The sequence below is a fragment of the Paraburkholderia sp. CNPSo 3274 genome, assembly GCF_024206475.1.
Taxonomy (GTDB): domain Bacteria; phylum Pseudomonadota; class Gammaproteobacteria; order Burkholderiales; family Burkholderiaceae; genus Paraburkholderia.
In genome coordinates this window covers 15091-39493 of sequence record NZ_JAMBPR010000006.1, presented here as the reverse complement: position 1 = coordinate 39493, position 24403 = coordinate 15091, and the positions used below count along the sequence as shown (strand labels likewise).

General features: G+C 64.1%; 19 protein-coding genes and 1 other RNA gene. 12 read left to right on the top strand and 8 right to left on the bottom strand.

The features are described 5' to 3' along the window. The first annotated feature begins 91 nt into the window (after positions 1–91). Positions 92–1780, top strand: a complete 1689-nt coding sequence (locus M3I54_RS05475) for an FAD-dependent monooxygenase (protein ID WP_254333712.1) — start codon at positions 92–94, stop codon at positions 1778–1780. A gap of 46 nt (positions 1781–1826) precedes the next feature. Here the strand turns inward: M3I54_RS05475 and M3I54_RS05470 are convergent, their stop codons facing one another. From M3I54_RS05470 to M3I54_RS05455, 4 genes are read right to left on the bottom strand one after another with little or no spacing between them, the layout of a single operon-like run. Further along, on the bottom strand, positions 1827–2066 hold the full coding sequence (locus M3I54_RS05470) for a formate dehydrogenase subunit delta (RefSeq protein WP_254333710.1): 240 nt from the start codon (positions 2064–2066) through the stop codon (positions 1827–1829). 4 nt (positions 2067–2070) lie between these two features. Further along, positions 2071–5007, bottom strand: a complete 2937-nt coding sequence (gene fdhF / locus M3I54_RS05465) for a formate dehydrogenase subunit alpha (protein WP_254333709.1) — start codon at positions 5005–5007, stop codon at positions 2071–2073. 13 nt (positions 5008–5020) lie between these two features. Beyond that, complete coding sequence (locus tag M3I54_RS05460) at positions 5021–6592, bottom strand: NADH-quinone oxidoreductase subunit NuoF (protein WP_254333707.1); 1572 nt, start codon at positions 6590–6592, stop codon at positions 5021–5023. Further along, on the bottom strand, positions 6589–7104 hold the full coding sequence (locus tag M3I54_RS05455) for an NAD(P)H-dependent oxidoreductase subunit E (RefSeq protein WP_254333705.1): 516 nt from the start codon (positions 7102–7104) through the stop codon (positions 6589–6591). The genes M3I54_RS05460 and M3I54_RS05455 overlap by 4 nt, the downstream gene beginning before the upstream one ends. Before the next feature lie 127 nt (positions 7105–7231). Here M3I54_RS05455 and M3I54_RS05450 point away from each other — a divergent pair, with 127 nt between their 5' ends. Together M3I54_RS05450 and M3I54_RS05445 are read left to right on the top strand one after the other, a co-directional pair. After that, the gene (locus M3I54_RS05450; protein WP_254333703.1) at positions 7232–8314 is read left to right on the top strand and encodes a substrate-binding domain-containing protein; all 1083 of its coding nucleotides are present in this window, start codon (positions 7232–7234) and stop codon (positions 8312–8314) included. 112 nt (positions 8315–8426) lie between these two features. After that, entirely contained in the window at positions 8427–8693 is a 267-nt protein-coding gene (locus tag M3I54_RS05445; protein WP_254333701.1) for a hypothetical protein, read from the top strand. 193 nt (positions 8694–8886) lie between these two features. Here M3I54_RS05445 and ssrA read toward each other — a convergent pair. From ssrA to ompA, 4 genes are all read right to left on the bottom strand, one after another. Next, positions 8887–9256: a transfer-messenger RNA gene (gene ssrA / locus M3I54_RS05440) on the bottom strand. Positions 9257–9357: 101 nt separating this feature from the next. Then, positions 9358–10080, bottom strand: a complete 723-nt coding sequence (gene gph, locus M3I54_RS05435; RefSeq protein ID WP_254333698.1) for a phosphoglycolate phosphatase — start codon at positions 10078–10080, stop codon at positions 9358–9360. Positions 10081–10166: 86 nt separating this feature from the next. Continuing rightward, complete coding sequence (gene ubiG, locus M3I54_RS05430; RefSeq protein ID WP_254333696.1) at positions 10167–10865, bottom strand: bifunctional 2-polyprenyl-6-hydroxyphenol methylase/3-demethylubiquinol 3-O-methyltransferase UbiG; 699 nt, start codon at positions 10863–10865, stop codon at positions 10167–10169. 212 nt (positions 10866–11077) lie between these two features. Further along, a complete protein-coding gene (gene ompA / locus M3I54_RS05425) occupies positions 11078–11722 on the bottom strand; it encodes an outer membrane protein OmpA (protein WP_254333694.1) in 645 nt (214 codons plus the stop codon). Between the two features lie 563 nt (positions 11723–12285). On the opposite strand from ompA, the gene gyrA reads away from it, so the two are divergent. The 9 genes from gyrA (at position 12286) to rpsA (ending at position 24383) form a co-directional block, all read left to right on the top strand. Next, on the top strand, positions 12286–14895 hold the full coding sequence (gyrA, locus tag M3I54_RS05420) for a DNA gyrase subunit A (RefSeq protein ID WP_254333692.1): 2610 nt from the start codon (positions 12286–12288) through the stop codon (positions 14893–14895). Between the two features lie 196 nt (positions 14896–15091). Continuing rightward, the gene (locus M3I54_RS05415; protein WP_028208183.1) at positions 15092–15697 is read left to right on the top strand and encodes a DUF2059 domain-containing protein; all 606 of its coding nucleotides are present in this window, start codon (positions 15092–15094) and stop codon (positions 15695–15697) included. 224 nt (positions 15698–15921) lie between these two features. After that, the gene (gene serC / locus M3I54_RS05410; protein WP_254333690.1) at positions 15922–17004 is read left to right on the top strand and encodes a 3-phosphoserine/phosphohydroxythreonine transaminase; all 1083 of its coding nucleotides are present in this window, start codon (positions 15922–15924) and stop codon (positions 17002–17004) included. 63 nt (positions 17005–17067) lie between these two features. Continuing rightward, positions 17068–18153: a prephenate dehydratase gene (gene pheA, locus M3I54_RS05405; protein ID WP_254333688.1), complete on the top strand. Its 1086-nt coding sequence runs from the start codon at positions 17068–17070 to the stop codon at positions 18151–18153. A 129-nt stretch (positions 18154–18282) separates the two neighbouring features. Beyond that, positions 18283–19404 carry a histidinol-phosphate transaminase gene (gene hisC, locus M3I54_RS05400; RefSeq protein ID WP_254333686.1) on the top strand — a complete coding sequence of 374 codons (1122 nt, stop codon included), beginning with the start codon at positions 18283–18285 and terminating at the stop codon, positions 19402–19404. Beyond that, positions 19391–20380, top strand: coding sequence for a prephenate dehydrogenase/arogenate dehydrogenase family protein (locus M3I54_RS05395; protein ID WP_302058853.1), 990 nt, complete (start codon positions 19391–19393; stop codon positions 20378–20380). The genes hisC and M3I54_RS05395 overlap by 14 nt, the downstream gene beginning before the upstream one ends. Before the next feature lie 62 nt (positions 20381–20442). Continuing rightward, the gene (gene aroA, locus M3I54_RS05390; protein ID WP_254333682.1) at positions 20443–21747 is read left to right on the top strand and encodes a 3-phosphoshikimate 1-carboxyvinyltransferase; all 1305 of its coding nucleotides are present in this window, start codon (positions 20443–20445) and stop codon (positions 21745–21747) included. Between the two features lie 28 nt (positions 21748–21775). After that, complete coding sequence (gene cmk, locus M3I54_RS05385; protein ID WP_254333680.1) at positions 21776–22471, top strand: (d)CMP kinase; 696 nt, start codon at positions 21776–21778, stop codon at positions 22469–22471. A 181-nt stretch (positions 22472–22652) separates the two neighbouring features. Further along, the gene (gene rpsA, locus M3I54_RS05380) at positions 22653–24383 is read left to right on the top strand and encodes a 30S ribosomal protein S1 (protein ID WP_254333679.1); all 1731 of its coding nucleotides are present in this window, start codon (positions 22653–22655) and stop codon (positions 24381–24383) included. The last annotated feature ends 20 nt before the right edge of the window (positions 24384–24403 follow it).

Here is a 24403-nt window from a genome sequence, read left to right as displayed (position 1 = left end):
CGCCATTCAGACCGCATTTGATGCGCTGCCGCGCGACCGGCCGGGGCGCGGGCGATACACTACGTATCGTGTCGAGCGCATGGAGGTCTGCATGGCCGTGGCTTCTTCTCTCGCGCCCGTGCTCATCGTGGGCGCGGGACCCACCGGGCTCGCCGCCGCGATGAGTCTTGCGCGCGCGCATATCCCGGTGCGGCTGATCGATCGTGCGCCGCAGCCCGGACGCCACTCGCGGGCGATCGGCATTCAGGCGCGCACGCTCGAACTGTTCGAGCAGCATCGTATCGTCGAGCCGTTTCTCGAACTCGGCCACCGCGCGCATATTGCGAATCTCTATTCGAACGGCCAGCGCCGCGCGCGGCTCGACTTCGATCCGCTCTTCACGCGCTATCCCTATCTGCTCTTTATTGAACAGACCGTTACCGAACGCATTCTCGGCGGGCATCTCGCGACGCTCGGCGTGGAGATCGAGCGCGGCTGCGAGCTGCTGGAGTACACCCAGGGCTCGGCCGGCGCGAGCGCGGAAGTGCGCCGCCCCGACGGGCGCGTCGAGTCGGTGCGCTGCGCTTACGTGATCGCCGCCGACGGCGCGCATAGCACCGTGCGCCATCGACTCGACATGAAGTTCGACGGCGAGACGATGGCGCAATCGTTCCTGCTCGCGGACCTGAGCGCGAGCACACCCTGGTCCGACGACGAGTTCCACATCTTCGCCTCGGGCGACGGTCTCGCCGCGCTCTTTCCGTTCGGCCAAGGCCGTTACCGCCTGATCGCCGATCACAAGGCAATGCTGCCCGCCGCGCCCGAAGGCACGATCCCCGTGCCCACGCTGGAGGAATGCCGCAACATCATCCTGCAGCGCGTGCACCATCCGGTGTCCGTCTCGGACATGAGCTGGGCTTCGTACTTCAGCGTAAACAGCCGCATGGTGCGGCAGCTGCGCGTCGAGCGCACCTTCTTTGCCGGAGACGCCGCACACGTGCACAGCCCCGCAGGCGCGCAGGGCTTGAACACGGGCATCCAGGAAGCCTTCAATCTGGGCTGGAAGATCGCGCGCGTGCACGCGCGCGGCGCGCCCGAGCGCCTGCTCGATACCTATCACGCGGAGCGTTATCCGATCGAGCGGCTCGTGCTGCAGCAGACGAGCTTCATGACGCAACTGGTGGAGGCCGATCACGGCCCGCTCAAGCTGCTGCGCGAGCGCGTGATGCCGGCGCTCGTCGCGCTCGGGCCGCTGCGCGACGCGGCGCGCCAGGCGGTGAGCGAGCTGTCGATCCAGTATCGCCGTAGTCCGCTTACGCTCGAGCGCGTGCTGGACGGCGGCCCTCGCGCGGGCGAGCGCGCCCCGGACGCATTCGTGCGCGTGGTGGACGGTCCGCTAGGCAAGGCGCCGGGCAAGGGGCGCATCTTCGATCTGCACGACCCGGCGTGCTTTTCGTTGTTCCTGCTGGTGGAGGGCGACGCCGACGCTGCAGCGGCGAAAAACGGCGCGGAAGTGAGCGCCGCGCTCAAGCGTTTTGCCGAAGCCGTCGAGCGGTTGTTTCCGCAGGCGCTGCGGGTCTGGTGGATCGCCGAGCTTGCCAACGGCGAGACGCCGCTGGCGGGCGAGGGCGCGGCCTCGCTAAGCGAATCGTACGGGCGCACGCGGCCCGCGTTTTATCTGATGCGGCCCGACGGCTATATCGGTGCGCGGGGGCGTCCCGCGTCGGACCTCAATGCGCTGCTGCGCCACTGTGAGACATGGTACGCGGCTGCGGGCTTTGGACAGGCGCCGCCGGTCTGAACCGCGCGGCGCCATGCGTCTCACGTGACGGGCGGGCTGGCCCGGCTCAAGCCGCCGCAGGAACGAGCGCCTCGCGATGCTTCGTGAGCGAGGCGAGCACGATCTCCGTGAAGCCCGCTTGCTCGCCTTCGCCATCGAGCGCCGCGAGCAGCGTGCGGCGCATGCGCGGCTCCCAGAACTTGCGGATGTGCTCCGCGATGCCCGTGAGCGCTTCCTCGCGATCGGGCAGCGAGTCGAAGAACATGCCTATCTGGTTCGCCATTTCGATCAAGTGATCAGCTTTCATCGCCTTATTTCCCTGAGGTTGCAAGCGGTTCGCGCTGGCTCAGCAGCTCGAGCTGGGTCGTGTTGAAGCGCGAGTATTCGCGCTGCCACTCCGAAGGCTGCTGCACGTGGCTGACCTGCACGGCCGTCACCTTGTATTCGGGGCAGTTCGTGGCCCAGTCGGAGGCATCCGTGGTGATGACGTTCGCGCCCGACTCGGGGAAGTGGAACGTCGTATAGACCACGCCCGGCTGCATGCGCGTGCTGACTTTCGCGCGCAGCACCGTGTGCCCCGCGCGCGACTCGATGCCCACCCAGTCGCCGTCGCGAATGCCGCGATCTTCGGCGTCCACCGGGTGGATCTCGAGGCGGTCCTCCTCGTGCCAGCGCGAGTTCTCGGTGCGGCGGGTCTGCGCGCCCACGTTGTACTGCGAAAGGATACGGCCCGTCGTGAGCAGGAGCGGGAAGCGGCGCGTGACCTTCTCCGGCGAGGCGATGAACTTCGTGATGACGAACTTGCCCTTGCCGCGCACGAATTCGTCGATGTGCATGATCGGGGTGCCTTCGGGCGCTTCTTCGTTGCAAGGCCATTGGATGCTGCCCATCTCGTCGATCTTCTTGTACGAGACGCCGTGGAACGTGGGCGTGAGGCGCGCGATCTCGTCCATGATCTGCGACGGATGCGTGTAGTCCATCTCGTAGCCGAGCGCACGCGAGAGCAGGATCGTCGCTTCCCAGTCCGAGTAGCCGGCGATCGGCGGCATGACCTTGCGCACGCGCGAGATGCGGCGCTCGGCGTTGGTGAACGTGCCGTCCTTTTCGAGGAACGACGAGCCCGGCAGCAGCACGTGCGCGTACTTCGCCGTTTCGTTCAGGAAGATGTCCTGCACGACGATGCACTCCATCGACGAAAGCGCCGCCGCCACGTGCTGCGTGTTCGGGTCGGACTGAACGATGTCCTCGCCCTGGCAGTAGAGGCCCATGAAGGTGCCGTCGAGCGCCGCCTCGAACATGTTCGGAATGCGCAGGCCCGGCTCGCTTTGCAGCGCGACGTTCCAGGCCGCCTCGAACTCGCCGCGCACGATCGAATCGCCCACGTGGCGATAGCCCGGCAGCTCGTGCGGGAACGAGCCCATGTCGCACGAACCCTGCACGTTGTTCTGGCCGCGCAGCGGATTCACGCCCACGCCTTCGCGGCCGATGTTGCCCGTGGCCATCGCGAGGTTGGCGATGCCCATCACCATGGTCGAGCCTTGTGCGTGTTCCGTGACGCCGAGGCCGTAGTAGATCGCCGCATTGCCTTGCTGCGCGTAGAGGCGTGCGGCGGCGCGCACCTGCTCAGCCGGCACACCGGTTACTTCGGCCATCGCTTCGGGCGAATTTTCCGGCAGCGAGACGAAATCGCGCCATTGCTCGAACGCGCGGGTTTCGCAGCGCTCGGCCACGAACGCTTCATTCACGAGCCCTTCGGTGACGATCACGTGTGCGATCGAGTTGACTATCGCGACGTTGGTGCCCGGGCGCAGTTGCAGGTGATGCTCGGCCTTCACGTGGGCGGTATCGACGATGTCGATGCGGCGCGGATCGACGACGATCAGCTTTGCGCCCTGACGCACGCGTCGCTTCAGACGCGAGCCGAACACCGGGTGCCCGTCGGTGGGGTTCGCGCCGATCACCATGATCACGTCGGAGTGATCGACGGAAGCGAAGGTCTGCGTACCTGCCGATTCACCGAGCGTCGTCTTGAGACCGTAGCCGGTGGGCGAGTGGCACACGCGTGCGCAGGTATCGACGTTGTTGTTGCCGAACGCGGCGCGCACGAGCTTCTGCACGAGGTACGTTTCCTCGTTCGTGCAGCGCGACGACGTAATGCCGCCGATCGAATCGCGCCCGTGCTTCGCCTGGATGCGGCGGAACTCGCTCGCGGCGTAGTTGATCGCTTCTTCCCAGCTCACTTCGCGCCACGGATCGGTGATCTTCGCGCGGATCATCGGCTTCTTGATGCGGTCCTTGTGTGTCGCGTAGCCCCACGCGAAGCGGCCCTTCACGCAGGCATGGCCTTCGTTGGCCTGGCCGTTCTTGTGCGGCACCATGCGCACGACTTCGTTGCCCTTCATCTCGGCCTTGAACGAGCAGCCCACGCCGCAATAGGCGCAGGTCGTCACGACCGAGTGCTCGGCCTGGCCCAGCATCACGACGGTCTTTTCCTGCAGCGTGGCGGTCGGGCACGCGGCCACGCAAGCGCCGCACGACACGCATTCCGACTCCATGAACGATTCGCTCGCACCCGCAGCCACGCGCGATTCGAAACCGCGACCGGCGATGGTCAGCGCGAACGTGCCTTGCGTTTCTTCACACGCGCGCACGCAACGATTGCAGACGATGCACTTCGACGGGTCGTACGTGAAGTACGGATTCGATTCGTCCTTTTTGTCCTTGAGGTGATTCGCGCCGTCAAAGCCGTAGCGCACTTCGCGCAGGCCCGTCACACCGGCCATGTCCTGCAGCTCGCAGTCGCCATTGGCGGGGCAGGTGAGGCAGTCGAGCGGGTGATCGGAGATGTACAGCTCCATCACGTTGCGGCGCAGCTTCTGCAATTGATTGCTTTGCGTGTGCACCTTCATGCCCGCTTCGACGGGCGTCGTGCACGAAGCGGGATAGCCGCGGCGGCCTTCGATTTCCACGAGACACAGACGGCACGAGCCGAACGGTTCGAGCGAGTCGGTGGCGCAGAGTTTGGGCACGTTGATGCCGGCCTCGATGGAGGCGCGCATCACCGAAGTACCGGCCGGCACCGTCACGGACTGGCCGTCGATTTCGAGCGTGACGTCCACGTCGGCGTGGACCAGCGGCGTGCCGAAATCGGTTTCGTCGAAGGGCGAGCGTTGCTTCTTTGCCAGGGACTTGCAGGCGCAATTGCCGGAACCGCAACCACCGGCTTGGGACATGAGCGTGTCGGACATGGTGGTTCCTCGTTCAGGCGGCCGCCGGTTGTTGGCCTGCGTGTTGGGCGACGGGTTCGAGACCGAAATCTTGCGGGAAATGGTTGAGTGCGGAGATCACGGGGTAGGGCGTCATGCCGCCCATCGCGCACAGTGAGCCGGACACCATCGTGTCGCACAGATCGCGCAGCAGCGTGACCTGCTTTTCGGACGTGTCGCCCTTGCGGATCTTCGCGATTACCTCGACGCCGCGCGTCGAGCCGATGCGGCACGGGGTGCACTTGCCACACGATTCCAGCGTGCAGAACTCCATGGCGTACTGCGCGAGTTCGGCGAGATTCGACGTGTCGTCGTGCACGACGAGGCCGCCGTGACCCACGACCGCGCCAACCGCCGCATACGCTTCGTAGTCCATGGGAATGTCCCATTGGCTTTCCGGCAAATAGGTGCCGAGCGGGCCGCCCACCTGCACGGCGCGGGCCGGACGGCCGCTCGCGGTGCCGCCGCCGTAGTCGACCATCAGTTCGCGCAACGTCACGCCGAACGCAAGCTCCACGAGCCCGCCGCGCGCGATATTGCCCGCGAGCTGGAACGGCAGCGTGCCGCGCGAGCGGCCCATGCCGAAGTCCTTGTAGAACGCCGCGCCCTTTGCAAAGATGATTGGTACCGTGGCGAGCGTGATGACGTTGTTGATGACCGTGGGCTTGCCGTAGAGACCGGCGAGCGCCGGCAGCGGCGGCTTGGCGCGCACGATGCCGCGCTTGCCTTCGAGCGATTCGAGCAGCGCCGTTTCCTCGCCGCACACGTAAGCGCCCGCGCCCTTGGCCACGAACAGCTCGAAGCGCTTGCCGCTGCCGAGCACGTCGTCGCCGAGCCAGCCCGCCGCGCACGCGCGCTGGATGGCTTCCTCGAGCGCCGCGATTGAATGCGGATACTCGCTGCGCACGTAGATATGGCCAACGGTCGCGCCCACCGCGATGCCCGCGATCGTCATGCCCTCGATCAGCACGTACGGATCGCTTTCCATGACGAGGCGGTCGGAGAACGTGCCCGAATCGCCTTCGTCGGCATTGCAGACGATGTACTTCTGGTCGGCTTGCGCGTTCGCGACCGTGCGCCACTTGATGCCGGCCGGGAACGCCGCGCCGCCGCGGCCACGCAGGCCCGATTCGACCAGCGCTTCGCAGATATCGGCGCCGGTCATCTTCAACGCATTGCGCAGTCCTTCGAGGCCGCCGTGGGCGGCGTAGTCGTCTGTGGAAAGCGGGTCGGTAATGCCGATGCGCGCGAACGTGAGGCGCTGCTGCTTGCTCAGATACGGAATCTGCTCGACGAGGCCGACGCTGCGTGCGTGCTGGCCGCCTTGCAGGAAGCCGGCGTCGAAGAGCGCGCCCACTTCATCGGGTTCGACGTTCGCATAGCCGACGCGGCCGTCGGCCGTTTCGACTTCGACGAGCGGTTCGAGATAAAGCAGGCCGCGCGAGCCGTTGCGCACGAGCTCGATGCTCGCGCCGCGCGCGGCGGCTTCGCGTTCGATGGCCTCGGCGATGGCGTCCGCGCCGAGCGCGAGGGCCGAGGAGTCACGGGGAACGTAGACGCGTATCATGCGGCCTCCTCGGTGCGGACCGTGGCGAGCGCGGCGGCGTAGAGCTTGTCGAACTTCTGCGGGGTCACTTTTGCGTGCAACGTGCCGTTAATCATCATGGTGGGCGAGAGCGCGCATTGGCCCAGGCAATAGACGGACTCCAGCGCGACCGGACCTTCATGCGCGTGCGCGTGTTCGGCGTCGTGGCCGTGCTGTCCGAATCGGCAGCCGGTATGCGCCTCGACGTGCTGCGCGAGCGCCTCGCTGCCCATGCTGCGGCAGGCCTCGGCGCGGCACAGCTGGACCGTGACCGGCGCGGGCGGCGCCGTGCGGAAGTGGTGATAGTAGGTGATCACGCCGTGGACCTCGGCGCGCGAAAGATTCAGCGCCTTCGAGAGCGGCACGACCGTGGCCGGCGGCACGAAGCCGACTTCGTCCTGGATCGCATGCAGGATCGCAAGCAGCGTGCGGCCTGGTTGCGCGTGACGCAGGACGAGATCGTCCGGCGCGCTAACAGCTGTCTCTTCCGTCATGGGGCTTCTCCTGGGCATATATGCACTTGTTATTCATAAAGTGTGCATCTATGCTGCGGTTGTCTTGTTGTCTGACCGAACAATAGGCCCGTGCAAAGGCAGACGCAATAGGAAGGAAAATTTCATAATGATCAAGGTCGAGTGCCATGCGCAGCTAGTCGTGCGCGACGCGGAAGGCCGCGAGGCAAGCCTGACGGACGTTGTGCCGTTGCTTGCGCTCGTCGCCGAAGAAGGAAGCATTGCGCAGGCCGCGCAGCGTAAGGGTTTGTCCTATCGCCATGCGTGGGGTGTATTGCGTGAAGTGGAGGAGCGCCTGGGGGGCGCGTTGATCGCGAAAGCGCGTGGCCGCGGGTCCGTGCTCTCCGAATTGGGCGAGGCTGTGCTGCGCTCGCAGCGCCTGTGCGGGGAGCGGCTGCAGGGTAACCTCGAGGCACTGGCAAGTGAAGTGGCGAGCGACCTGAACCGCTGGCTCGCGCCCGATGCGCAGGATCTGCGCATCCATGCTTCGCACGGCTACGCGGTGGCGGCGCTCGTGACGGCGCTCGTCGCCGATCAGGTGCCCGTGGAGATCAAGTACCGCGACAGTGCGGACGCGATCACGGCGCTCGCGCGCGGCGAATGCGATCTGGCAGGTTTTCATCTGCCGCGCGGCGATTTTCGGGCCGCCTGTGCCAACGCCTACCGCAGGTGGCTCGACCCGCAGCGCCACGTGCTCATCCATCTCACGCAGCGCAAGCAAGGGCTCTTTGTCGGGCGCGGCAACCCGAAGCAGGTCACGGGCCTGGCCGACCTCGCGCGCGGCGATATCCGCTTCGTGAACCGGCAGCCGGGCTCGGGCACACGCATGCTGATCGATCTGCTGCTCACACGCATTGGCGTCGATCCCGAGCGAGTGAACGGCTACGCGTCGTCGGAGCTCACGCATTCGGCGATCGCCGCGTTCGTGGCGAGCGGAATGGCCGACGTGGGCTTCGGCGTGGAGCCGGCTGCGCACCATTTTGGGCTCGATTTCATCGAAATTGCCGACGAAGACTACTACTTCGCGTGTGATCGGGGTCATCTCGCGCACGAACCGCTGGTGACCGTGCTGGGTTTGCTGCGCGGCGCAGGATTCCGTGCGTCCGTTGCGCAACTGGAGGGATACGATCCGGCGGCGTGCGGCGACGTGGTGGAACTCGAATCCGCATGGGGCGAGCCGCGGCCGTTGTAATAGAAGGCAACGTATTGGCAGGGCTACGCTGCAGACTTAGGCGCTTTTTGTGATACTTTCAGTTTGTATTCGCTCTCACGTTTCAGATGCGCGCTCGTCGCGCCGATCGACCATGAAATTTGTTCTCAAAGTTGGTGCAGCCGCCGTTACGGCGGCAGCGTTGTTTGCTACGTTCAACATTGCCTTTGCGCAGAACTCGCCGGGCGTCCCTGGTGGCATTCTGAGCGATCAGTTCAAGTTCAACGAGCATCCGCAAATGCCGTTCGCCGCGTCGGCGCCGTCGGCCAAGTATCAGCATGGCAAGCCGACTGCCGCACGCAAGCGTGGCGATCTGGGTGATCAGAACGGCTGTAATCTGCAGTGCCCGCAGGACAATTGATGGCGTAAAGGCTCAGGCAGCTGCGCCGCGTGCGGAATCAAGAAAAACTCGCGAGACCCGAACGGGCTGTCGCGAGTTTTTTTGTGCGCGCTTTGGCGGCGCGGCCGGCGTCATGACCGTGGCAAGAAAAAAGCCCCGACAGCCTTGCGGCGCCGGGGCTCGAGTCCGTTCGTCGTGGACGACCGGAAATGTCTGGTGGAGCCGGCGGGAATCGAACCCGCGTCCAGAAGCAGTCCATAAGCAGTTCTACATGCGTAGTTCTGTCATTTGATTTAACCGGAGCGACGCGGACGAACACGCTGCGCTACGGCGATTCACTAAATTTTCGACCTTGGCGTCGTGACGCCACCAAGGCTTAACTGACGTAAATGACCTCTGGCGGTATTGCTACCGGTCTTGCGACGCTAGCCCGTCAGTGAGCCAGGCAGAGGACGGCGGCCGTTAGGCTGCCAGTGCGAACGTTTCGTCGTTTGCAGTTACGTTTTTCCCATTGATTAACGAGGTGACGGGTCCTCGGCATGCCCTGATTACTTCATAACCCCTGTCGAAACCAGGTCGGCCCCAGAGGGAAAAACAATTATCCCATAGTTCGCGAGATGAGGCGAACCGCGCCCGGTTCAAGGGCGCGCGGGCTGTCCCCGTGCAAAAGTCGTGTGGGTACGCCTCAGGCCGGCTTGCCGATGTGCTGAAGCAGGGCGAACAGCGTCGCCGTGGTGTCGGCGACAAATTGCGCATTCCACTGCGAAGGCGGCACATCGTTGCCGCAGTAGCCGTAGGCGGCGGCGATCGTCGCCATGCCGGCCGCTGCGCCAGCCTGCACATCGCGCAGATCGTCGCCAACGTACACCACGCGCTGCGGCGCAATGCCGAGCGCCTCGGCCGCGTGCAGCAAGGGCGCCGGATGCGGCTTGGAATAGGGCGTCGTGTCGCCGCTCACCACGCAGCTTGCGCGCGTGTCCAGATGCATCAGTTTCACGAGCGGCTCGGTTAGCCGGGCGACCTTGTTGGTCACGATGCCCCAGCGCACGCCGCGGGCGTCGAGATCGTCGAGGACCGCGTCGACTCCCGCGAAGAGTGCCGTCTCGATGCGCAGATTCGCCTCGTAGTTAGCGAGAAACTCCTCACGCATGGCGGCGAACTCGCGATCGTCGGGGCCAATCCCGAACGCGCCCCCAATCAGGCCGCGCGCGCCCGCCGAAGCGAGCGGACGCAGCTTCTCGAGCGGCGCGGGCGCGAGGCCGCGCGCGTGGCGCATCTGGTTGACTGCGGCGGCGAGGTCGGGGGCCGTATCGGCCAGCGTGCCGTCGAAGTCGAACAGCACGGCGTCGCAGGCGGCAAGCGCTGCGGCGCTGTCCGTGGCAGCTTGGGCGTTCGTGGATGAGTTCATGTCTGGAAGCGATGGCGCTGCGCGCCGGTGTGCAGGAAATGCCGCCGGAGCAGGGTGATCCGGCGGCGCCGCTCGCGCAAACGCCGTCAGGCGTGGCGCCGGCAAGCGATCATGTAATTGACGCTGGAATCGTTTGAAAGCGCGAAGTGCCGCGTGAGCGGGTTATACGTAATGCCCTTGATCTCGGCGACATGCATGCCGGCGTCGCGCACGAACGCAGCAAGCTCTGAGGGGCGGATGAAGCGCGCGTAGTCATGCGTGCCCTTGGGCAGCATCTGCGCGATGTATTCCGCGCCGATCACGGCGAGAAGATACGACTTCACGTTGCGATTGAGCGTCGAAAAGAACACCCAGCCGCCAGGCTTCACGAGCGTTGCGCAGGCCTTCACGACCTCGGCGGGCTGCGGCACGTGTTCGAGCATTTCCATGCAGGTCACGACGTCGAACGACTCAGGTTCGCGCGCGGCGATCGCTTCGGCCGCGATCAGCTCGTAGTCCACCGTCACGCCGCTCTCGAGGCTATGCAGGTCGGCCACGCCGAGCGCCTCACGCGAAAGGTCGATGCCTTTTACGGTTGCGCCAAGTCCCGCCATCGATTCGGAGAGGATGCCGCCGCCGCAGCCGATGTCGAGCACGCGCTTGGACGGCAGATGCCCATGGCCGTCTATCCAGCTCAGGCGAATGGGGTTGAGTTCGTGCAGCGGCTTGAATTCGGCGTTCGGGTCCCACCAGCGATGAGCGAGATCGCTGAATTTCTGGAGCTCGTGGGGATCGGCATTCGTCATGTCGTGGCAGCCTCAAGCGCGGTGCGGGTCGGAAAGAATAAACCCCGAGTATATAGGCGGGTGCACAAGGCGGCAAAATGCCCCGCCGTGCCGTAATTCTTTCCAAAACGATGAAGCCGCGGAGAGAGGCGAAATGAAAGAAGGATAAAGCGCGGGATAAAAAAAGCCCCGCCGAAGCGGGGCTTTTGAGACTTGCGGTCGAAAGCTCGCGATTACTGCTTTTGCGTGCCGACGACTTCGACTTCCACGCGACGGTCCGGTGCGAGGCAGGCGATGAGAGCCTTGTGGTTCTTCTGGTTGCAGCCCGTCGTAACCGGGTTGCGCTTGCCCTTGCCTTCCGTGTAGATACGCTCTGCCGGAACGCCCTTGCTGACCAGGTACGACTTGACGGCTTGCGCACGGCGCAGCGACAGACGGTCGTTGTAGGCAACCGAGCCGATACGGTCGGTGTAGCCCGTCGCGACGACGACTTCGAGGTTCAGAGCCTGGATCTTGCTTGCCAGGTCGTCCAGCTTTTCCTTACCAGCCGGCTTCAGGATGGCCTTGTCGAAGTCGAACAGGGCATCAGCCTGGTACGTGATCTTCTGGCTGGTGATGGCCGGCGGCGGCGGAGCGACCGGCGGCTGCGGTGCCTGGGCGACCAGGGCGCCATCGCACTTGGCGTTGGCGGTGGCCGGCGTCCAGAATGCATCGCGCCAGCAAAGCTCGTTCGTGCCGTTCATCCACACGTATTCGCCGGTACCATTCACCCAGTTGTCATTGACGGCTTGTCGCGACGCCGGCACCGATTGTGCCTGAGCGGATGCAGCCACAACTGCGGTAGCTGCAATGAACGCGAGCTTTGAAAGTTTATTCATATTTCTCCTCTCGAAATTGAGATTACCGCAGGTTTACTGCGAGCCATATGACGAAGACAAGTCATACATTGCTCGAAGTATAACATTGGCAAGTTGTGGGGAACGCTTTGCGTTGTGTAGACTTCGAGCAGTGTCTAACTTTGTGCGTTGGCATTTTGCCATATCGTTCCCCTCCGACGATAAAAAAAGTCCGCCCCTTTCACTGCGGCTAGTCGAACGTGGTACGCCCGCAACAAAAAAGTTCCCGTTATTTTACCTGGTAGTGCGCCTGGGTAGGGGAAGCGTCACACATTGTCATCCAAATCGGTGCCGGTGCATCTGATTCCGGTTCGCACTGCGGCGTTTGCGCCACGCTCAAAGCGCTTTTGAGCGCTTCGGCTTCACTCCTCTAATAGGTATACGCAGGCGGCGGGCGAGGGTGTCGTGCATGGTAGAATCGCGTGATGCGCTGCGTCCGCGGCGTCCATGCGACAGCTGGGCGTCTCGCGGTGATTGCGGCGACCTCCGCTCTTCCAGTTGGGGCGGGGCGCTAGCACACCGCGTGCCCAAATAAGACATCGATAATGGATCAATTCGCCAAAGAGACTCTGCCAATCTCCCTCGAGGAGGAAATGCGCCGCTCGTATCTCGATTACGCGATGAGCGTGATCGTCGGGCGAGCACTTCCGGATGTTCGTGACGGCCTCAAGCCTGTCCACCGGCGCGTGCTCTACGCAATGCACGAGCTGAATAACGACTGGAACCGCGCTTACAAAAAGTCGGCGCGTATCGTCGGCGACGTCATCGGTAAGTACCACCCGCATGGCGACACGGCCGTCTACGACACCATCGTCCGGATGGCGCAGAACTTCTCCCTGCGCTACATGCTGGTCGACGGCCAGGGTAACTTCGGCTCCATCGACGGCGACAACGCCGCCGCCATGCGATACACCGAAATCCGCATGGCGAAGATCGGTCACGAGCTGCTGGCCGACATCGACAAGGAAACGGTCGACTTCGGGCCGAACTACGACGGCAGCGAAAGCGAGCCGCAGATCCTGCCCGCGCGCATTCCGAACCTGCTCATCAACGGTTCGTCGGGTATCGCGGTCGGCATGGCCACGAATATTCCGCCGCATAATCTCAACGAAGTGGTCGACGCTTGCCACCATCTGCTGAAGAGCCCGCAGGCAACGATCGACGAGCTGATCGAGATCATTCCCGCCCCCGATTTCCCGACCGCCGGCATTATTTATGGCGTCGCCGGCGTGCGCGACGGCTATCGCACCGGCCGTGGCCGCGTCGTGATGCGCGCGGCCACGCACTTTGAGGAAATTGATCGCGGTCAGCGCATGGCGGTCATCGTCGACGAGCTGCCGTATCAGGTGAACAAGCGTTCGTTGCTCGAACGCATTGCCGAGCTCGTCAACGAGAAGAAACTCGAAGGCATCTCCGATATTCGCGACGAATCCGACAAGAGCGGCATGCGTGTCGTGATTGAGCTCAAGCGCGGCGAAGTGCCCGAGGTCATCCTCAACAATCTGTACAAGGCGACGCAACTGCAGGACACGTTCGGCATGAACATGGTCGCGCTGGTGGACAACCAGCCGAAGCTGCTGAACCTGAAGGAAATGCTCGAGCATTTCCTCTCGCATCGCCGCGAAGTGCTCACGCGTCGCACGGTGTACGAACTGCGCAAGGCGCGCGAACGCGGCCACGTGCTCGAAGGTCTCGCCGTTGCGCTCGCGAACATCGACGATTTCATCGAGCTCATCAAGGCCGCGCCCACGCCGCCTATCGCGAAGCAGGAGTTGATGAACCGCTCGTGGGATTCGTCGCTCGTGCGTGAGATGCTGACGCGCGCGGAGCAGGACAATGTGGCGGCAGGCGGGCGCGAAGCCTACCGTCCGGAAGGGCTGAACCCGCAATATGGTATGCAGTCCGACGGCCTCTACCGTCTGTCCGACACGCAGGCGCAGGAAATCCTGCAAATGCGCCTCCAGCGCCTGACCGGCCTGGAGCAGGACAAGATCATCGGCGAGTACCGCGAAGTCATGGCGCAGATCGCCGACCTGCTCGACATCCTTGCGCGCCCCGAGCGCGTAACGACCATGATCTCCGACGAACTCACCTCGATCAAGAGCGAATTCGGCGACGCCCGCCGCTCGAAGATCGAGATGAACGCCACGGAGCTCAATACCGAAGACCTGATCACACCGCAGGACATGGTCGTGACCATGTCGCACGCCGGTTACGTGAAATCGCAGCCGTTGTCGGAATATCGCGCCCAGAAACGCGGAGGTCGCGGCAAGCAGGCGACCTCGATGAAGGACGACGACTGGATCGACACGCTCTTCATCGCCAACACGCACGATCACATCCTGTGCTTCTCGAATCGCGGCCGCGTGTACTGGGTGAAGGTGTATGAAGTGCCGCAGGGTTCACGCAACTCGCGCGGTCGACCGATCGTCAACATGTTCCCGCTGCAGGACGGCGAGAAGATCACCGTCGTGCTGCCGGTCAAGGAATTCTCGGCCGACAAGTTTGTTTTCATGGCCACGGCGCTGGGCACGGTAAAGAAGACGCCGCTCGAAGCCTTTAGCCGCCCGCTGCGCAAGGGTATTATCGCGGTCGGTCTCGACGACGGCGACTACCTGATCGGCGCTGCGATCACCGACGGCGAACACGACGTGATGCTGTTCTCCGACGCCGGCAAGGCGGTGCGCTTCGACGAGAACGACGTGCGTCCGATGGGCCGCGAAGCGCGCGGCGTGCGCGGCATGCAGCTCGAAGACAATCAGCAGGTCATCGCGCTCCTCGTGGCGGGCGACGAGGAGCAGTCGGTGCTCACCGCGACCGAGAACGGCTATGGCAAGCGCACCCCGATCACGGAGTACACGCGCCACGGCCGCGGCACGAAGGGCATGATCGCGATCCAGACTTCGGAGCGTAACGGCAAGGTGGTTGCGGCCACACTCGTCGACTCCGAAGCGCAGATCATGTTGATCACCACCACGGGCGTTTTGATTCGCACCCGCGTGTCGGAAATTCGCGAAATGGGCCGTGCAACGCAAGGTGTTACACTCATCAGCCTTGACGAAGGTACGAAGCTTTCCGGGCTGCAGCAGGTCGCCGAAGCGGACGCAGAAGTGGACGCCGAAGGTGAGGGCGAACCAGGCGAAGTCGAAGAGTGACGCGTCATCCAGGCCCGCAGAAGTGTGTTCAATCGATGCGCTTACGCGGGCTTTAAGGTGGGTTTCAGCGAACCTTGTTAGTGTCAGCTAAATGAATGGTGTGTCGGGTGGACTGGTGAGCGGGCGCATAACGCAACGCGGCGCCCCGCAGTCCGCACGGCAGCGCAAATCGATTAATTTCTCAAAGGGAGTAATGATGCAAAAACGATTCAAGCAGGTGATGTTGCTGGCCGCTCTCGTGCCGACGTTTGCCATGGCTCAGGCGCTCCAGAACCAGGCGCCCGCCCAGGCACCGGCAGCGGCTGCAGCACCCGTCGATCCGGCCAAGCAAGCCGCGATCAAGGACCTGCTCGACGCGATCGACGCACAGAAGCTCGTCGGCGCAATCGGCAACAGCGCCCAGATGCAAGCCAAGCAGCTCGTCCCGGCCATCCTGTCGGACGCGCTCTCGGAAAACAAGACGATGACGGACAAGCAGAAGCAAGCTGCCGTACCGTCGCTGCAGAAGAATGCCGTGCCGAAGCTGGTTGACTCGGCAGGCCAGGTCTTCGCGACCGACTCGTTCAAGACGGACGCCATGCAAGCTCAGTACGACGCTTATGCGAAGTACTACAGCACGCAGGAAATCAAGGACCTGACCACGTTCTACCGCAGCCCGACCGGCCGCAAGTTCATTCAGGTTCAAGACCAGGTTGGCCGCGACGTCGTGAACAGCCTGATGCAGAAGTACATGCCGCAGTCGATCAAGGCAACGCGCGACCAGGCCGACAAGGAAGTCGCTTCGGTCAAGGTCGGCAAGTAAGCACGCTGGCATCACGCACCCTCTGGTCCGCAGCCATGATGTACGGTAGCGGGGCCGGATCGGCTGCGTAGGCCGGGAAGCCCACCGCCGCGGCACGCGTGGCGGGTTACCGGCGACAATGCGATAATGGCCGTTTGCGCGATAAGCGCAAGCGGCCATTTTCTTTTTCTGGCGTGTTTCCGGCGGTTTTTGCCACAGCGCCTGCCTCGGGGATCCTTTTTACGATGCGCGTCTACAACTTCTCAGCCGGACCGGCAGCGTTGCCAGAAGAGGTCCTGCGTCAGGCCGCTGACGAAATGCTCGACTGGCACGGCAGCGGCATGGGCGTGATGGAAATGAGCCATCGCGGCCCGGAATTCATGCAGATCCACGCCGAGGCGCTGCTCGATCTGCGCGAGCTGATGCAGGTGCCCGCAAGTCACCAGATTCTGTTCCTGCAGGGCGGCGGCATCGGCGAAAACGCGATCGTGCCGCTCAACCTGTTCGGCTCGAAGCCGCGCGCCGACTTCGTCGTCACCGGCTCGTGGTCGCAGAAGTCGCAGAAGGAAGCGCTCAAGTACGGCGAAGCGCATATCGCCGCGACGGGCCGCACCGAGGCTGGCTTCACGCATTCGCCGCCGAAGAGCGAATGGAAGCTCTCCGACGACCCCGCTTACGTGCACCTGTGCACGAACGAGACGATCGACGGCGTCGAGACCTTCGAGATTCCCGACCTCGGCGACATTCCGCTCGTGGCCGACGCCTCGTCGCACATCCTGTCGCGCCCGATGGACATCGCCAAGTACGGCGTGCTCTACGGCGGCGCGCAGAAGAACATCGGCATGGCGGGCGTGACGGTTGTGATCGTGCGCGAAGACCTGCTCGAGCGCTCGATGCCGATCTGTCCTTCGGCGTTCGAATGGAAAACCGTGGCCGCGAACAACTCGATGTTCAACACGCCGCCAACCTACGCGATCTATATCGCCGGGCTCGTGTTCAAGTGGTTGAAGCGCCAGGGCGGTCTCGAAGTCATCGAGGCGCGCAATGTGGAAAAAGCGAAGCTGCTCTACGACACGATCGACGCAAGCAGCTTCTATATCAACAAGGTGGAGCGCCGCGCGCGTTCGCGGATGAACGTGCCGTTCTTCCTCGCCGACGAAACACGTAACGCAGATTTCCTCGCCGGCGCCAAAGAGCGCGGGCTGTTGCAGCTGAAGGGCCACAAGTCCGTCGGCGGCATGCGGGCATCGATTTACAACGCGGTGCCGCTCGAAGCAGTGAAGGCGCTGGTCGAGTACATGAAGGAATTCGAGGCGAAGCACGCGTAAGCGCCCCTCGCCCACCTGGCGAAGCGGGGCCGCGCGCATCCATTCAGATTGCCGGTTTCACGCATGGACGACGAACTCAACTCCCAACTCAAGCCGCTGCGCGAACGCATCGATGCGATCGACGCACAGCTCATCGCGCTCCTGAACCAGCGCGCCTCGGTCGCGCTCGAAGTGGGCGAGGTCAAGAAGCATTTCAACGCGCCGGTGTTTCGCCCGGAGCGCGAGCAACAGGTGATCGAGCGCCTGCAGAACATGAGCGACGGTCCGCTCGGCAACGATCACATCAGCGCGATCTGGCGCGAGATCATGGCCGCGAGCCGCTCGCTCGAAAAGACGATTTCGGCCGCGTTCCTCGGCCCGGTCGGCACCTATAGCGAACAGGCGATGTACCAGTACTTCGGTCAGTCGATCGAAGGCCTGCCGTGTCCGTCGATCGACGAGGTGTTCCGCTCGGTCGAGGCGGGCGCCGCCGAATTCGGCGTCGTGCCGGTCGAGAATTCGACCGAGGGCGCCGTTTCGCGCACGCTCGACCTGTTCCTCGAAACGCAACTCGTCATTGGCGGCGAAATCGCCTTGCCGATTCGGCACAATCTGATGACGCAAAGCGGCAACCTGCAGGGCGTTACGCGCGTGTGCGCGCATCCGCAGGCGCTTGCACAGTGCCAGCACTGGTTGACGGCGAACGCGCCACAGCTCGAGCGGCAGAGCGTGTCGAGCAATGCGGAGGCCGCGCGCCTCGCCGCTGCCGACCCGACGGTCGCCGCGATTGCCGGCGATCGCGCCGCTACGCACTACGGTCTCCTGATCGTGAACGCGCTGATCCAGGACGACCCGCACAACCGCACGCGCTTCGTCATGATCGGCAAGCAGCCGGCGGGCGCGACGGGTCGCGACCAGACTTCGATGATCGTGTCGGTGAAGAACGAGCCGGGCGCGATGTACAAGCTGCTCGAGCCGCTCGCGCGCCACAGCGTGTCGATGACGCGTTTCGAGTCGCGGCCGGCGCGCCTTGGCAGCACGTGGGAGTACTACTTCTACATCGACTTCGAAGGTCACCGCGACGAACCCGCCGTGGCCGCCGCGCTCGACGAACTCAGCAAGAAAGCCGCGTATCTGAAGATCCTCGGCTCGTATCCGCGCGCACGCTAGAGCGCGGAAGGCGCGGGCGGCCCGCCGCCAACCGCCGCCCGCCGCATGAGGATGCCGGGCGGCGTGCCTTTCCCGATCCGCCCGGAACACACCGTTGTACGCCCGGCGCCCTGAGCCCTGGAGAGACGCATGACCACGCAATTCGGCCCCTTGTATGTGCGCGCAATCGCGCCTTACATCGCCGGCAAACCGATTTCCGAAGTTGCCCGCGAGTTCGGGCTCGACGAAGCGCGCATCGTGAAGCTCGCGTCGAATGAGAATCCGCTCGGTATGCCCGAATCGGCGCAACGTGCGATCGTGCAGGCCGTGAGCGAATTGGGCCGCTATCCCGATTCGAACGCGTTCGAGTTGAAGGCCGCGCTGGCCGCGCGCTACGACGTGCCGCCCGAGTGGATCACGCTCGGCAACGGCAGCAATGACATTCTCGAAATGGCCGCGCATGCGTTCGTCGAGCGCGGTCAGTCGATCGTCTATTCGCAGTACTCGTTCGCGGTCTACGCGCTCGCGACCCAGGGCCTCGGCGCGCGCCATATCGTGACGCCGGCCGTGCGCTACGGCCACGATCTCGACGCGATGCTGGCGGCGATCGATGAGGACACGCGTCTCGTGTTCGTGGCGAACCCGAACAACCCGACCGGCACGTTCGTCGATGGCGCGGAGCTCGAGGCGTTCGTCGCGAAGGTGCCCGCGCATGTCGCGGTCGTGCTCGACGAGGCGTACATGGAATACCTCGCGGCTGAGAAGCGCTATGACTCGATCGCGTGGGTGCGCCGCTATCCGAACCTGCTCGTTTCTCGCACGTTCTCGAAGGCCTACGGACTCGCCGGCCTGCGCATTGGCTTTGCGATCGCGCAGCCGGAACTGACTGATCTGCTCAACCGTCTGCGCCAGCCGTTCAACGTCAACACGCTCGCGCAGGCAGCCGCCATCGCCGCGCTCGGCGACGCGCCGTTCCTCGAGCGCAGCGCGGCGCTCAACGCCGAAGGCTATCGCACGCTCACCTCGGCGTTCGAGCGCCTCGGCCTCGAATATGTGCCTTCGGACGGCAATTTCGTGCTGGTGCGCGTGGCGAAGGACGCAGCGGACGACGGCGCCGGCGAGCGCGTGAATCTCGCGCTGCTCAAGCAAGCCGTGATCGTGCGACCGGTGGGCAACTATGGCCTGCCGCAGTGGCTGCGTGTGACGATCGGCTTGCCCGAAGAGAACGCTGCATTCGTCGCGGCCCTCGAGCGAGCGCTTGGCGCGCCGTGAGCGCGCAACCCTTACTTTATTCGGTGACGTTGTGAGTGCGTTTTCGTTTAACAAACTGGTGATTTTCGGCGTGGGCCTGATCGGCGGGTCGCTGGCGCGCGCGTTGCGCGAGCGCGGTTCGCATGGTGGAAAAGGCGCGCAGGTGATCGGCGTGGGCCGCAGCGCGCAGTCGGTATCGCGCGCGCTCGAACTGGGCGTGATCGACGCCGCCGCGACGCTCGACGACGAAGCGGTGCTCGCCGCCGCGCTGGACGGCGCCGATATCGTGCTGATCGCCGCTCCCGTTGCGCAAACCCAGGCGCTACTCGAGCGCATCGCACCGCACCTGGGGCAAGAAACCATCGTCACCGACGCCGGCAGCACCAAGAGCGACGTGATCGCTGCGGCCCGTGCCGCGCTCGGCGCACGCGTCGCTCAGTTCGTGCCGGGGCATCCCATCGCCGGGCGCGAGTCGAGCGGCGTCGACGCTGCGTTGCCCGATCTCTACGTGGGCCGCAACGTCGTGCTGTGCCCGCTCGCGGAAAACGCGCCGGCATCGGTCGAGCGCGTTGCCGCGATGTGGCGCGCCACGGGCGCCGTGATCGGCGAGATGCCGGCCGCGCAGCACGATCGCGTGTTCGCTTCGGTGAGTCATCTGCCGCATGTGTTGTCCTTTGCGCTCGTCGACCAGATTCTCGCTTCGCCCGACGCGCAGCTGAAATTCTCGTTCGCAGCGGGCGGCTTCCGCGACTTCACGCGCATTGCGGCGTCGAGCCCCGAAATGTGGCGCGACGTGTGCCTCGCGAACCGCGCTGCGCTGCTCGCCGAACTCGACGGCTACACTGAAGTGCTGGCGAGGCTGCGCGCGGCCATCGACGCGAGCGACGGCGCAGCGCTCGAAACCGTCTTCGCGCGCTCGCGCGCGGCGCGCGAGGCGTGGCAGGAGCGCGGCGGCAAGGGCGCGGCAGCGTCCATCGATATAGCACCAGGCAAATAAGCAAACAGGACCAAGCCCGACGGCGCGAGCGCCGCAACGCTAGGCATTATCAGGACACGCTCATGGAACACCTCGATCTCGGACCGTTCACCCGTGCGTCCGGCACGATCCGTCTGCCCGGCTCGAAAAGCATCTCGAACCGCGTGCTGCTGCTCGCGGCGCTGGCCGAGGGCGAAACGACCATCACGAACCTGCTCGACTCCGACGACACGCGCGTGATGCTCGACGCGCTCGAAAAGCTCGGCGTGAAGCTCAAGCGCGAGGACGACACCTGCGTCGTGCAGGGCACGCGCGGCGCGTTTCAGGCGGTGCGCGCGGATCTCTTTCTCGGCAACGCAGGCACGGCGGTGCGTCCGCTCACGGCCGCGCTCGCGGTGAACGGGGGCGACTACCGCATTCACGGCGTGCCGCGCATGCACGAGCGGCCTATCGGCGACCTCGTGGACGGCCTGCGCCAGATCGGCGCGAAGATCGATTACGAAGAAAACGAAGGCTTTCCGCCGCTGCGCATCCGCCCGGCGCCGATTTCGGTCGAGGCGCCCATCCGCGTGCGCGGCGACGTGTCGAGTCAGTTCCTCACGGCGCTTCTCATGACGCTACCGCTCGTGCGCGCCAAGGAAGGCGTGACGATCGTCGAGGTGGACGGCGAGCTGATCTCCAAGCCCTACATCGAAATCACGATCAAGCTGATGGAGCGCTTCGGCGTGAAGGTCGAGCGCCACGGCTGGCATCGCTTCGAGATCCCGGCGGGCGTGCGCTACCAGTCGCCGGGCAAGATCATGGTCGAAGGCGATGCGTCTTCGGCGTCGTACTTCCTCGCTGCGGGCGCGATTGGCGGCGGCCCGCTGCGTGTGGAAGGCGTGGGACGCTCGAGCATCCAGGGCGACGTTGCGTTCGCCGCGGCGCTCATGCGCATGGGCGCGAACGTCACGGTCGCCGACGACTGGATCGAGGTGCGCGGTATCGGCAACGATCACGGCAAGCTCGACCCCATCGACATGGACTTCAACCTGATCCCCGACGCGGCCATGACGATCGCCGTGGCGGCGCTCTTTGCCGATGGCGCGACCACGCTGCGCAACATCGCGAGCTGGCGCGTGAAGGAAACCGACCGCATCGCCGCGATGGCCACGGAACTGCGCAAGGTCGGTGCGAACGTGGAAGAGGGTCCCGACTACCTGATCGTGCGTCCGCCCGAGAAACTTACGCCGAACGCTGCGATCGACACCTACGACGATCACCGCATGGCGATGTGCTTCTCGCTCGTGAGCCTCGGCGGCGTGCCGGTGCGCATCAACGACCCGAAGTGCGTCGGCAAGACGTTCCCCGATTATTTCGAGCGCTTCCTGGCGCTCGCGCAACCTTGATTCAAATGATGCCGAGTACCTTTGCCGCATGAAATCGACCCGTCCCTTTTATCCGACTCCCGTCATCACGATCGACGGCCCGACCGCTTCCGGCAAGGGCACGGTGGCCGCGCTGGTCGCCGCGCAACTCGGCTTTCACCTGCTCGACAGCGGCGCGCTGTACCGGCTGGCGGCGCTCGCGAGCGTGCGCTACGCGATTGCGGCCGACGACGCCGAGAGCCTTGCGAAGCTGATCGACGATCTCCACATCACGTTCCGCGAGGGGCTTGCGCAACTCGACGGCGTTGACGTTTCGAACGAAATCCGTGCCGAGGAAGTGGGCAACCGCGCCTCGATGATCGCCGCGCATCCGGCCGTGCGCACCGCGCTCGTGGCGCGCCAGCGGGCGTTTCGCAAGCTTCCCGGGCTCGTCGCGGACGGCCGCGACATGGGTACCGTGATCTTCCCGGACGCCGTTCTGAAGGTGTTTTTGACGGCTAGCGTAGAGGCCCGTGCGGCTCGCCGGCATAAGCAATTGATCCAAAAAGGTTTTTCTGCTAATATGGATGACTTGCTTCGGGATTTGCGTGAACGCGACGCGCGCGACAGTAACCGTGCGGCCGCGCCGCTCAAGCCCGCAGCGGATGCGCAGCTTCTCGATACTTCGGCGCTCTCCGTCGACCAGGCGGTCGAACAGGTGACGCAGTGGTATCAGGAGTCGAGCCAACTGCGGCCCGTACGGTAATCCACGAACGGGGCAAAGCGCAGTAAAGAAAGCAGTAAGCAGTGCCAGTTGGTGCCCTGGAAAGCAACAGGGCGTATGTTAAACCCTTTAACCTAGTATGGCTTTTGCATCTGTGCCGCGAGCATAAGCGTTCCGGCCTCAACGCCCCGCAGTCAAAACTGGCTGGGGTGCAGCGAAAACCATGCAAATCCAGATTTTTATGTCCGACCTGCAAACCTCCACCCCGAATACCGAATCTTTCGCGGCTCTGTTCGAAGAGTCGCTGACCCGCCAGGACATGCGCGCCGGCGAAGTCATCTCCGCTGAAGTCGTGCGCGTCGACCACAACTTCGTGGTCGTCAACGCTGGCCTGAAGTCCGAGGCCTACATTCCCCTCGAGGAATTCCTGAACGACCAGGGCGAAGTGGAGGTTCAGGCGGGTGATTTCGTTTCCGTCGCGATCGACGCGCTGGAAAACGGCTATGGCGACACCATCCTGTCGCGCGACAAGGCGAAGCGTCTCGCTTCGTGGCTGTCGCTGGAAAAGGCCCTCGACAACAACGAACTCGTGACCGGCACGATCACGGGCAAGGTCAAGGGCGGCATGACCGTCATGGTCAACGGCATCCGCGCGTTCCTGCCGGGTTCGCTCGTCGACACGCGTCCGGTCAAGGACACGACGCCGTACGAAGGCAAGACCCTCGAATTCCGCGTCATCAAGCTCGACCGCAAGCGTAACAACGTCGTGCTGTCGCGCCGCGCAGTGATCGAAGCCACGCAAGGCGAAGAGCGCGCAAAGCTGCTCGAAACGCTGAAGGAAGGCGCGATCGTCAACGGCGTGGTCAAGAACATCACCGACTACGGCGCGTTCGTGGACCTCGGCGGTATCGACGGCCTGCTGCACATCACCGACATCGCATGGCGTCGTGTGCGTCACCCGAGCGAAGTTCTCTCGGTTGGCCAGGAAGTCACCGCGAAGATCCTCAAGTTCGACCAGGAAAAGAACCGCGTTTCGCTCGGTATCAAGCAACTGGGCGACGATCCGTGGGAAGGCATTTCGCGCCGTTACCCGTCGGGCACGCGCCTGTTCGGCAAGGTCACGAACATCACCGACTACGGCGCGTTCGTCGAAGTCGAATCGGGCATCGAAGGCCTGGTTCACGTGTCGGAAATGGACTGGACCAACAAGAATGTTGCTCCGTCGAAGGTTGTCCAGCTGGGCGACGAAGTCGAAGTCATGGTCCTCGAGATCGACGAAGACCGCCGCCGCATCTCGCTCGGCATGAAGCAGTGCAAGCCGAATCCGTGGGATGACTTCAGCCGCAACTTCAAGAAGGGCGACAAGCTGCAAGGCGCAATCAAGTCGATCACCGACTTCGGCGTCTTCATCGGTCTGCCTGGCGGCATCGACGGTCTGGTTCACCTTTCGGACCTGTCGTGGTCGGAAACGGGCGAAGAAGCCGTTCGCAAGTACAAGAAGGGCGACGAAGTCGAAGCCGTGGTTCTGGGCATCGACGTCGAGAAGGAACGCATTTCGCTCGGCATCAAGCAGCTCGAAGGCGACCCGTTCAGCAACTTCGTTGCGATGAACGACAAGGGTTCGATCGTCGACGGCGTGGTCAAGTCGGTTGACGCCAAGGGCGCAGTCGTAACGCTGAACGCCGACGTCGAAGGCTACCTGCGTGCTTCGGAAATCGCGCAAGATCGCGTGGAAGATGCTCGCAACGTGCTGAAGGAAGGCGACAAGGTCAACGCGATGATCATCAACATCGATCGCAAGTCGCGTGGCATCAACCTGTCGATCAAGGCGAAGGACTCGGCTGAGACGCAGGAAGCAATGCGCAGCATGTCGTCGGATACGGGTTCGGCTGCCACCGGCACGACCAACCTCGGCGCGCTGCTGAAGGCCAAGCTCGACGGCCAGAACCAGTAAGCCTCAAACGGGGGCAAGCT

Bases quoted from the DNA above. Each gene is read 5' to 3' on its own strand.
- cmk (WP_254333680.1), top strand. From the start codon at position 21,776: ATGAAATCGACCCGTCCCTTTTATCCGACTCCCGTCATCACGATCGAC.
- rpsA (WP_254333679.1), top strand. From the start codon at position 22,653: ATGCAAATCCAGATTTTTATGTCCGACCTGCAAACCTCCACCCCGAAT.
- pheA (WP_254333688.1), top strand. From the start codon at position 17,068: ATGGACGACGAACTCAACTCCCAACTCAAGCCGCTGCGCGAACGCATC.
- gyrA (WP_254333692.1), top strand. From the start codon at position 12,286: ATGGATCAATTCGCCAAAGAGACTCTGCCAATCTCCCTCGAGGAGGAA.
- M3I54_RS05455 (WP_254333705.1), bottom strand. From the start codon at position 7,104: ATGACGGAAGAGACAGCTGTTAGCGCGCCGGACGATCTCGTCCTGCGT.
- ubiG (WP_254333696.1), bottom strand. From the start codon at position 10,865: ATGACGAATGCCGATCCCCACGAGCTCCAGAAATTCAGCGATCTCGCT.
- M3I54_RS05470 (WP_254333710.1), bottom strand. From the start codon at position 2,066: ATGAAAGCTGATCACTTGATCGAAATGGCGAACCAGATAGGCATGTTC.
- aroA (WP_254333682.1), top strand. From the start codon at position 20,443: ATGGAACACCTCGATCTCGGACCGTTCACCCGTGCGTCCGGCACGATC.
- ompA (WP_254333694.1), bottom strand. From the start codon at position 11,722: ATGAATAAACTTTCAAAGCTCGCGTTCATTGCAGCTACCGCAGTTGTG.
- hisC (WP_254333686.1), top strand. From the start codon at position 18,283: ATGACCACGCAATTCGGCCCCTTGTATGTGCGCGCAATCGCGCCTTAC.
- gph (WP_254333698.1), bottom strand. From the start codon at position 10,080: ATGAACTCATCCACGAACGCCCAAGCTGCCACGGACAGCGCCGCAGCG.
- fdhF (WP_254333709.1), bottom strand. From the start codon at position 5,007: ATGTCCGACACGCTCATGTCCCAAGCCGGTGGTTGCGGTTCCGGCAAT.
- M3I54_RS05445 (WP_254333701.1), top strand. From the start codon at position 8,427: ATGAAATTTGTTCTCAAAGTTGGTGCAGCCGCCGTTACGGCGGCAGCG.
- M3I54_RS05475 (WP_254333712.1), top strand. From the start codon at position 92: ATGGCCGTGGCTTCTTCTCTCGCGCCCGTGCTCATCGTGGGCGCGGGA.
- M3I54_RS05450 (WP_254333703.1), top strand. From the start codon at position 7,232: ATGATCAAGGTCGAGTGCCATGCGCAGCTAGTCGTGCGCGACGCGGAA.
- M3I54_RS05415 (WP_028208183.1), top strand. From the start codon at position 15,092: ATGCAAAAACGATTCAAGCAGGTGATGTTGCTGGCCGCTCTCGTGCCG.
- serC (WP_254333690.1), top strand. From the start codon at position 15,922: ATGCGCGTCTACAACTTCTCAGCCGGACCGGCAGCGTTGCCAGAAGAG.
- M3I54_RS05460 (WP_254333707.1), bottom strand. From the start codon at position 6,592: ATGATACGCGTCTACGTTCCCCGTGACTCCTCGGCCCTCGCGCTCGGC.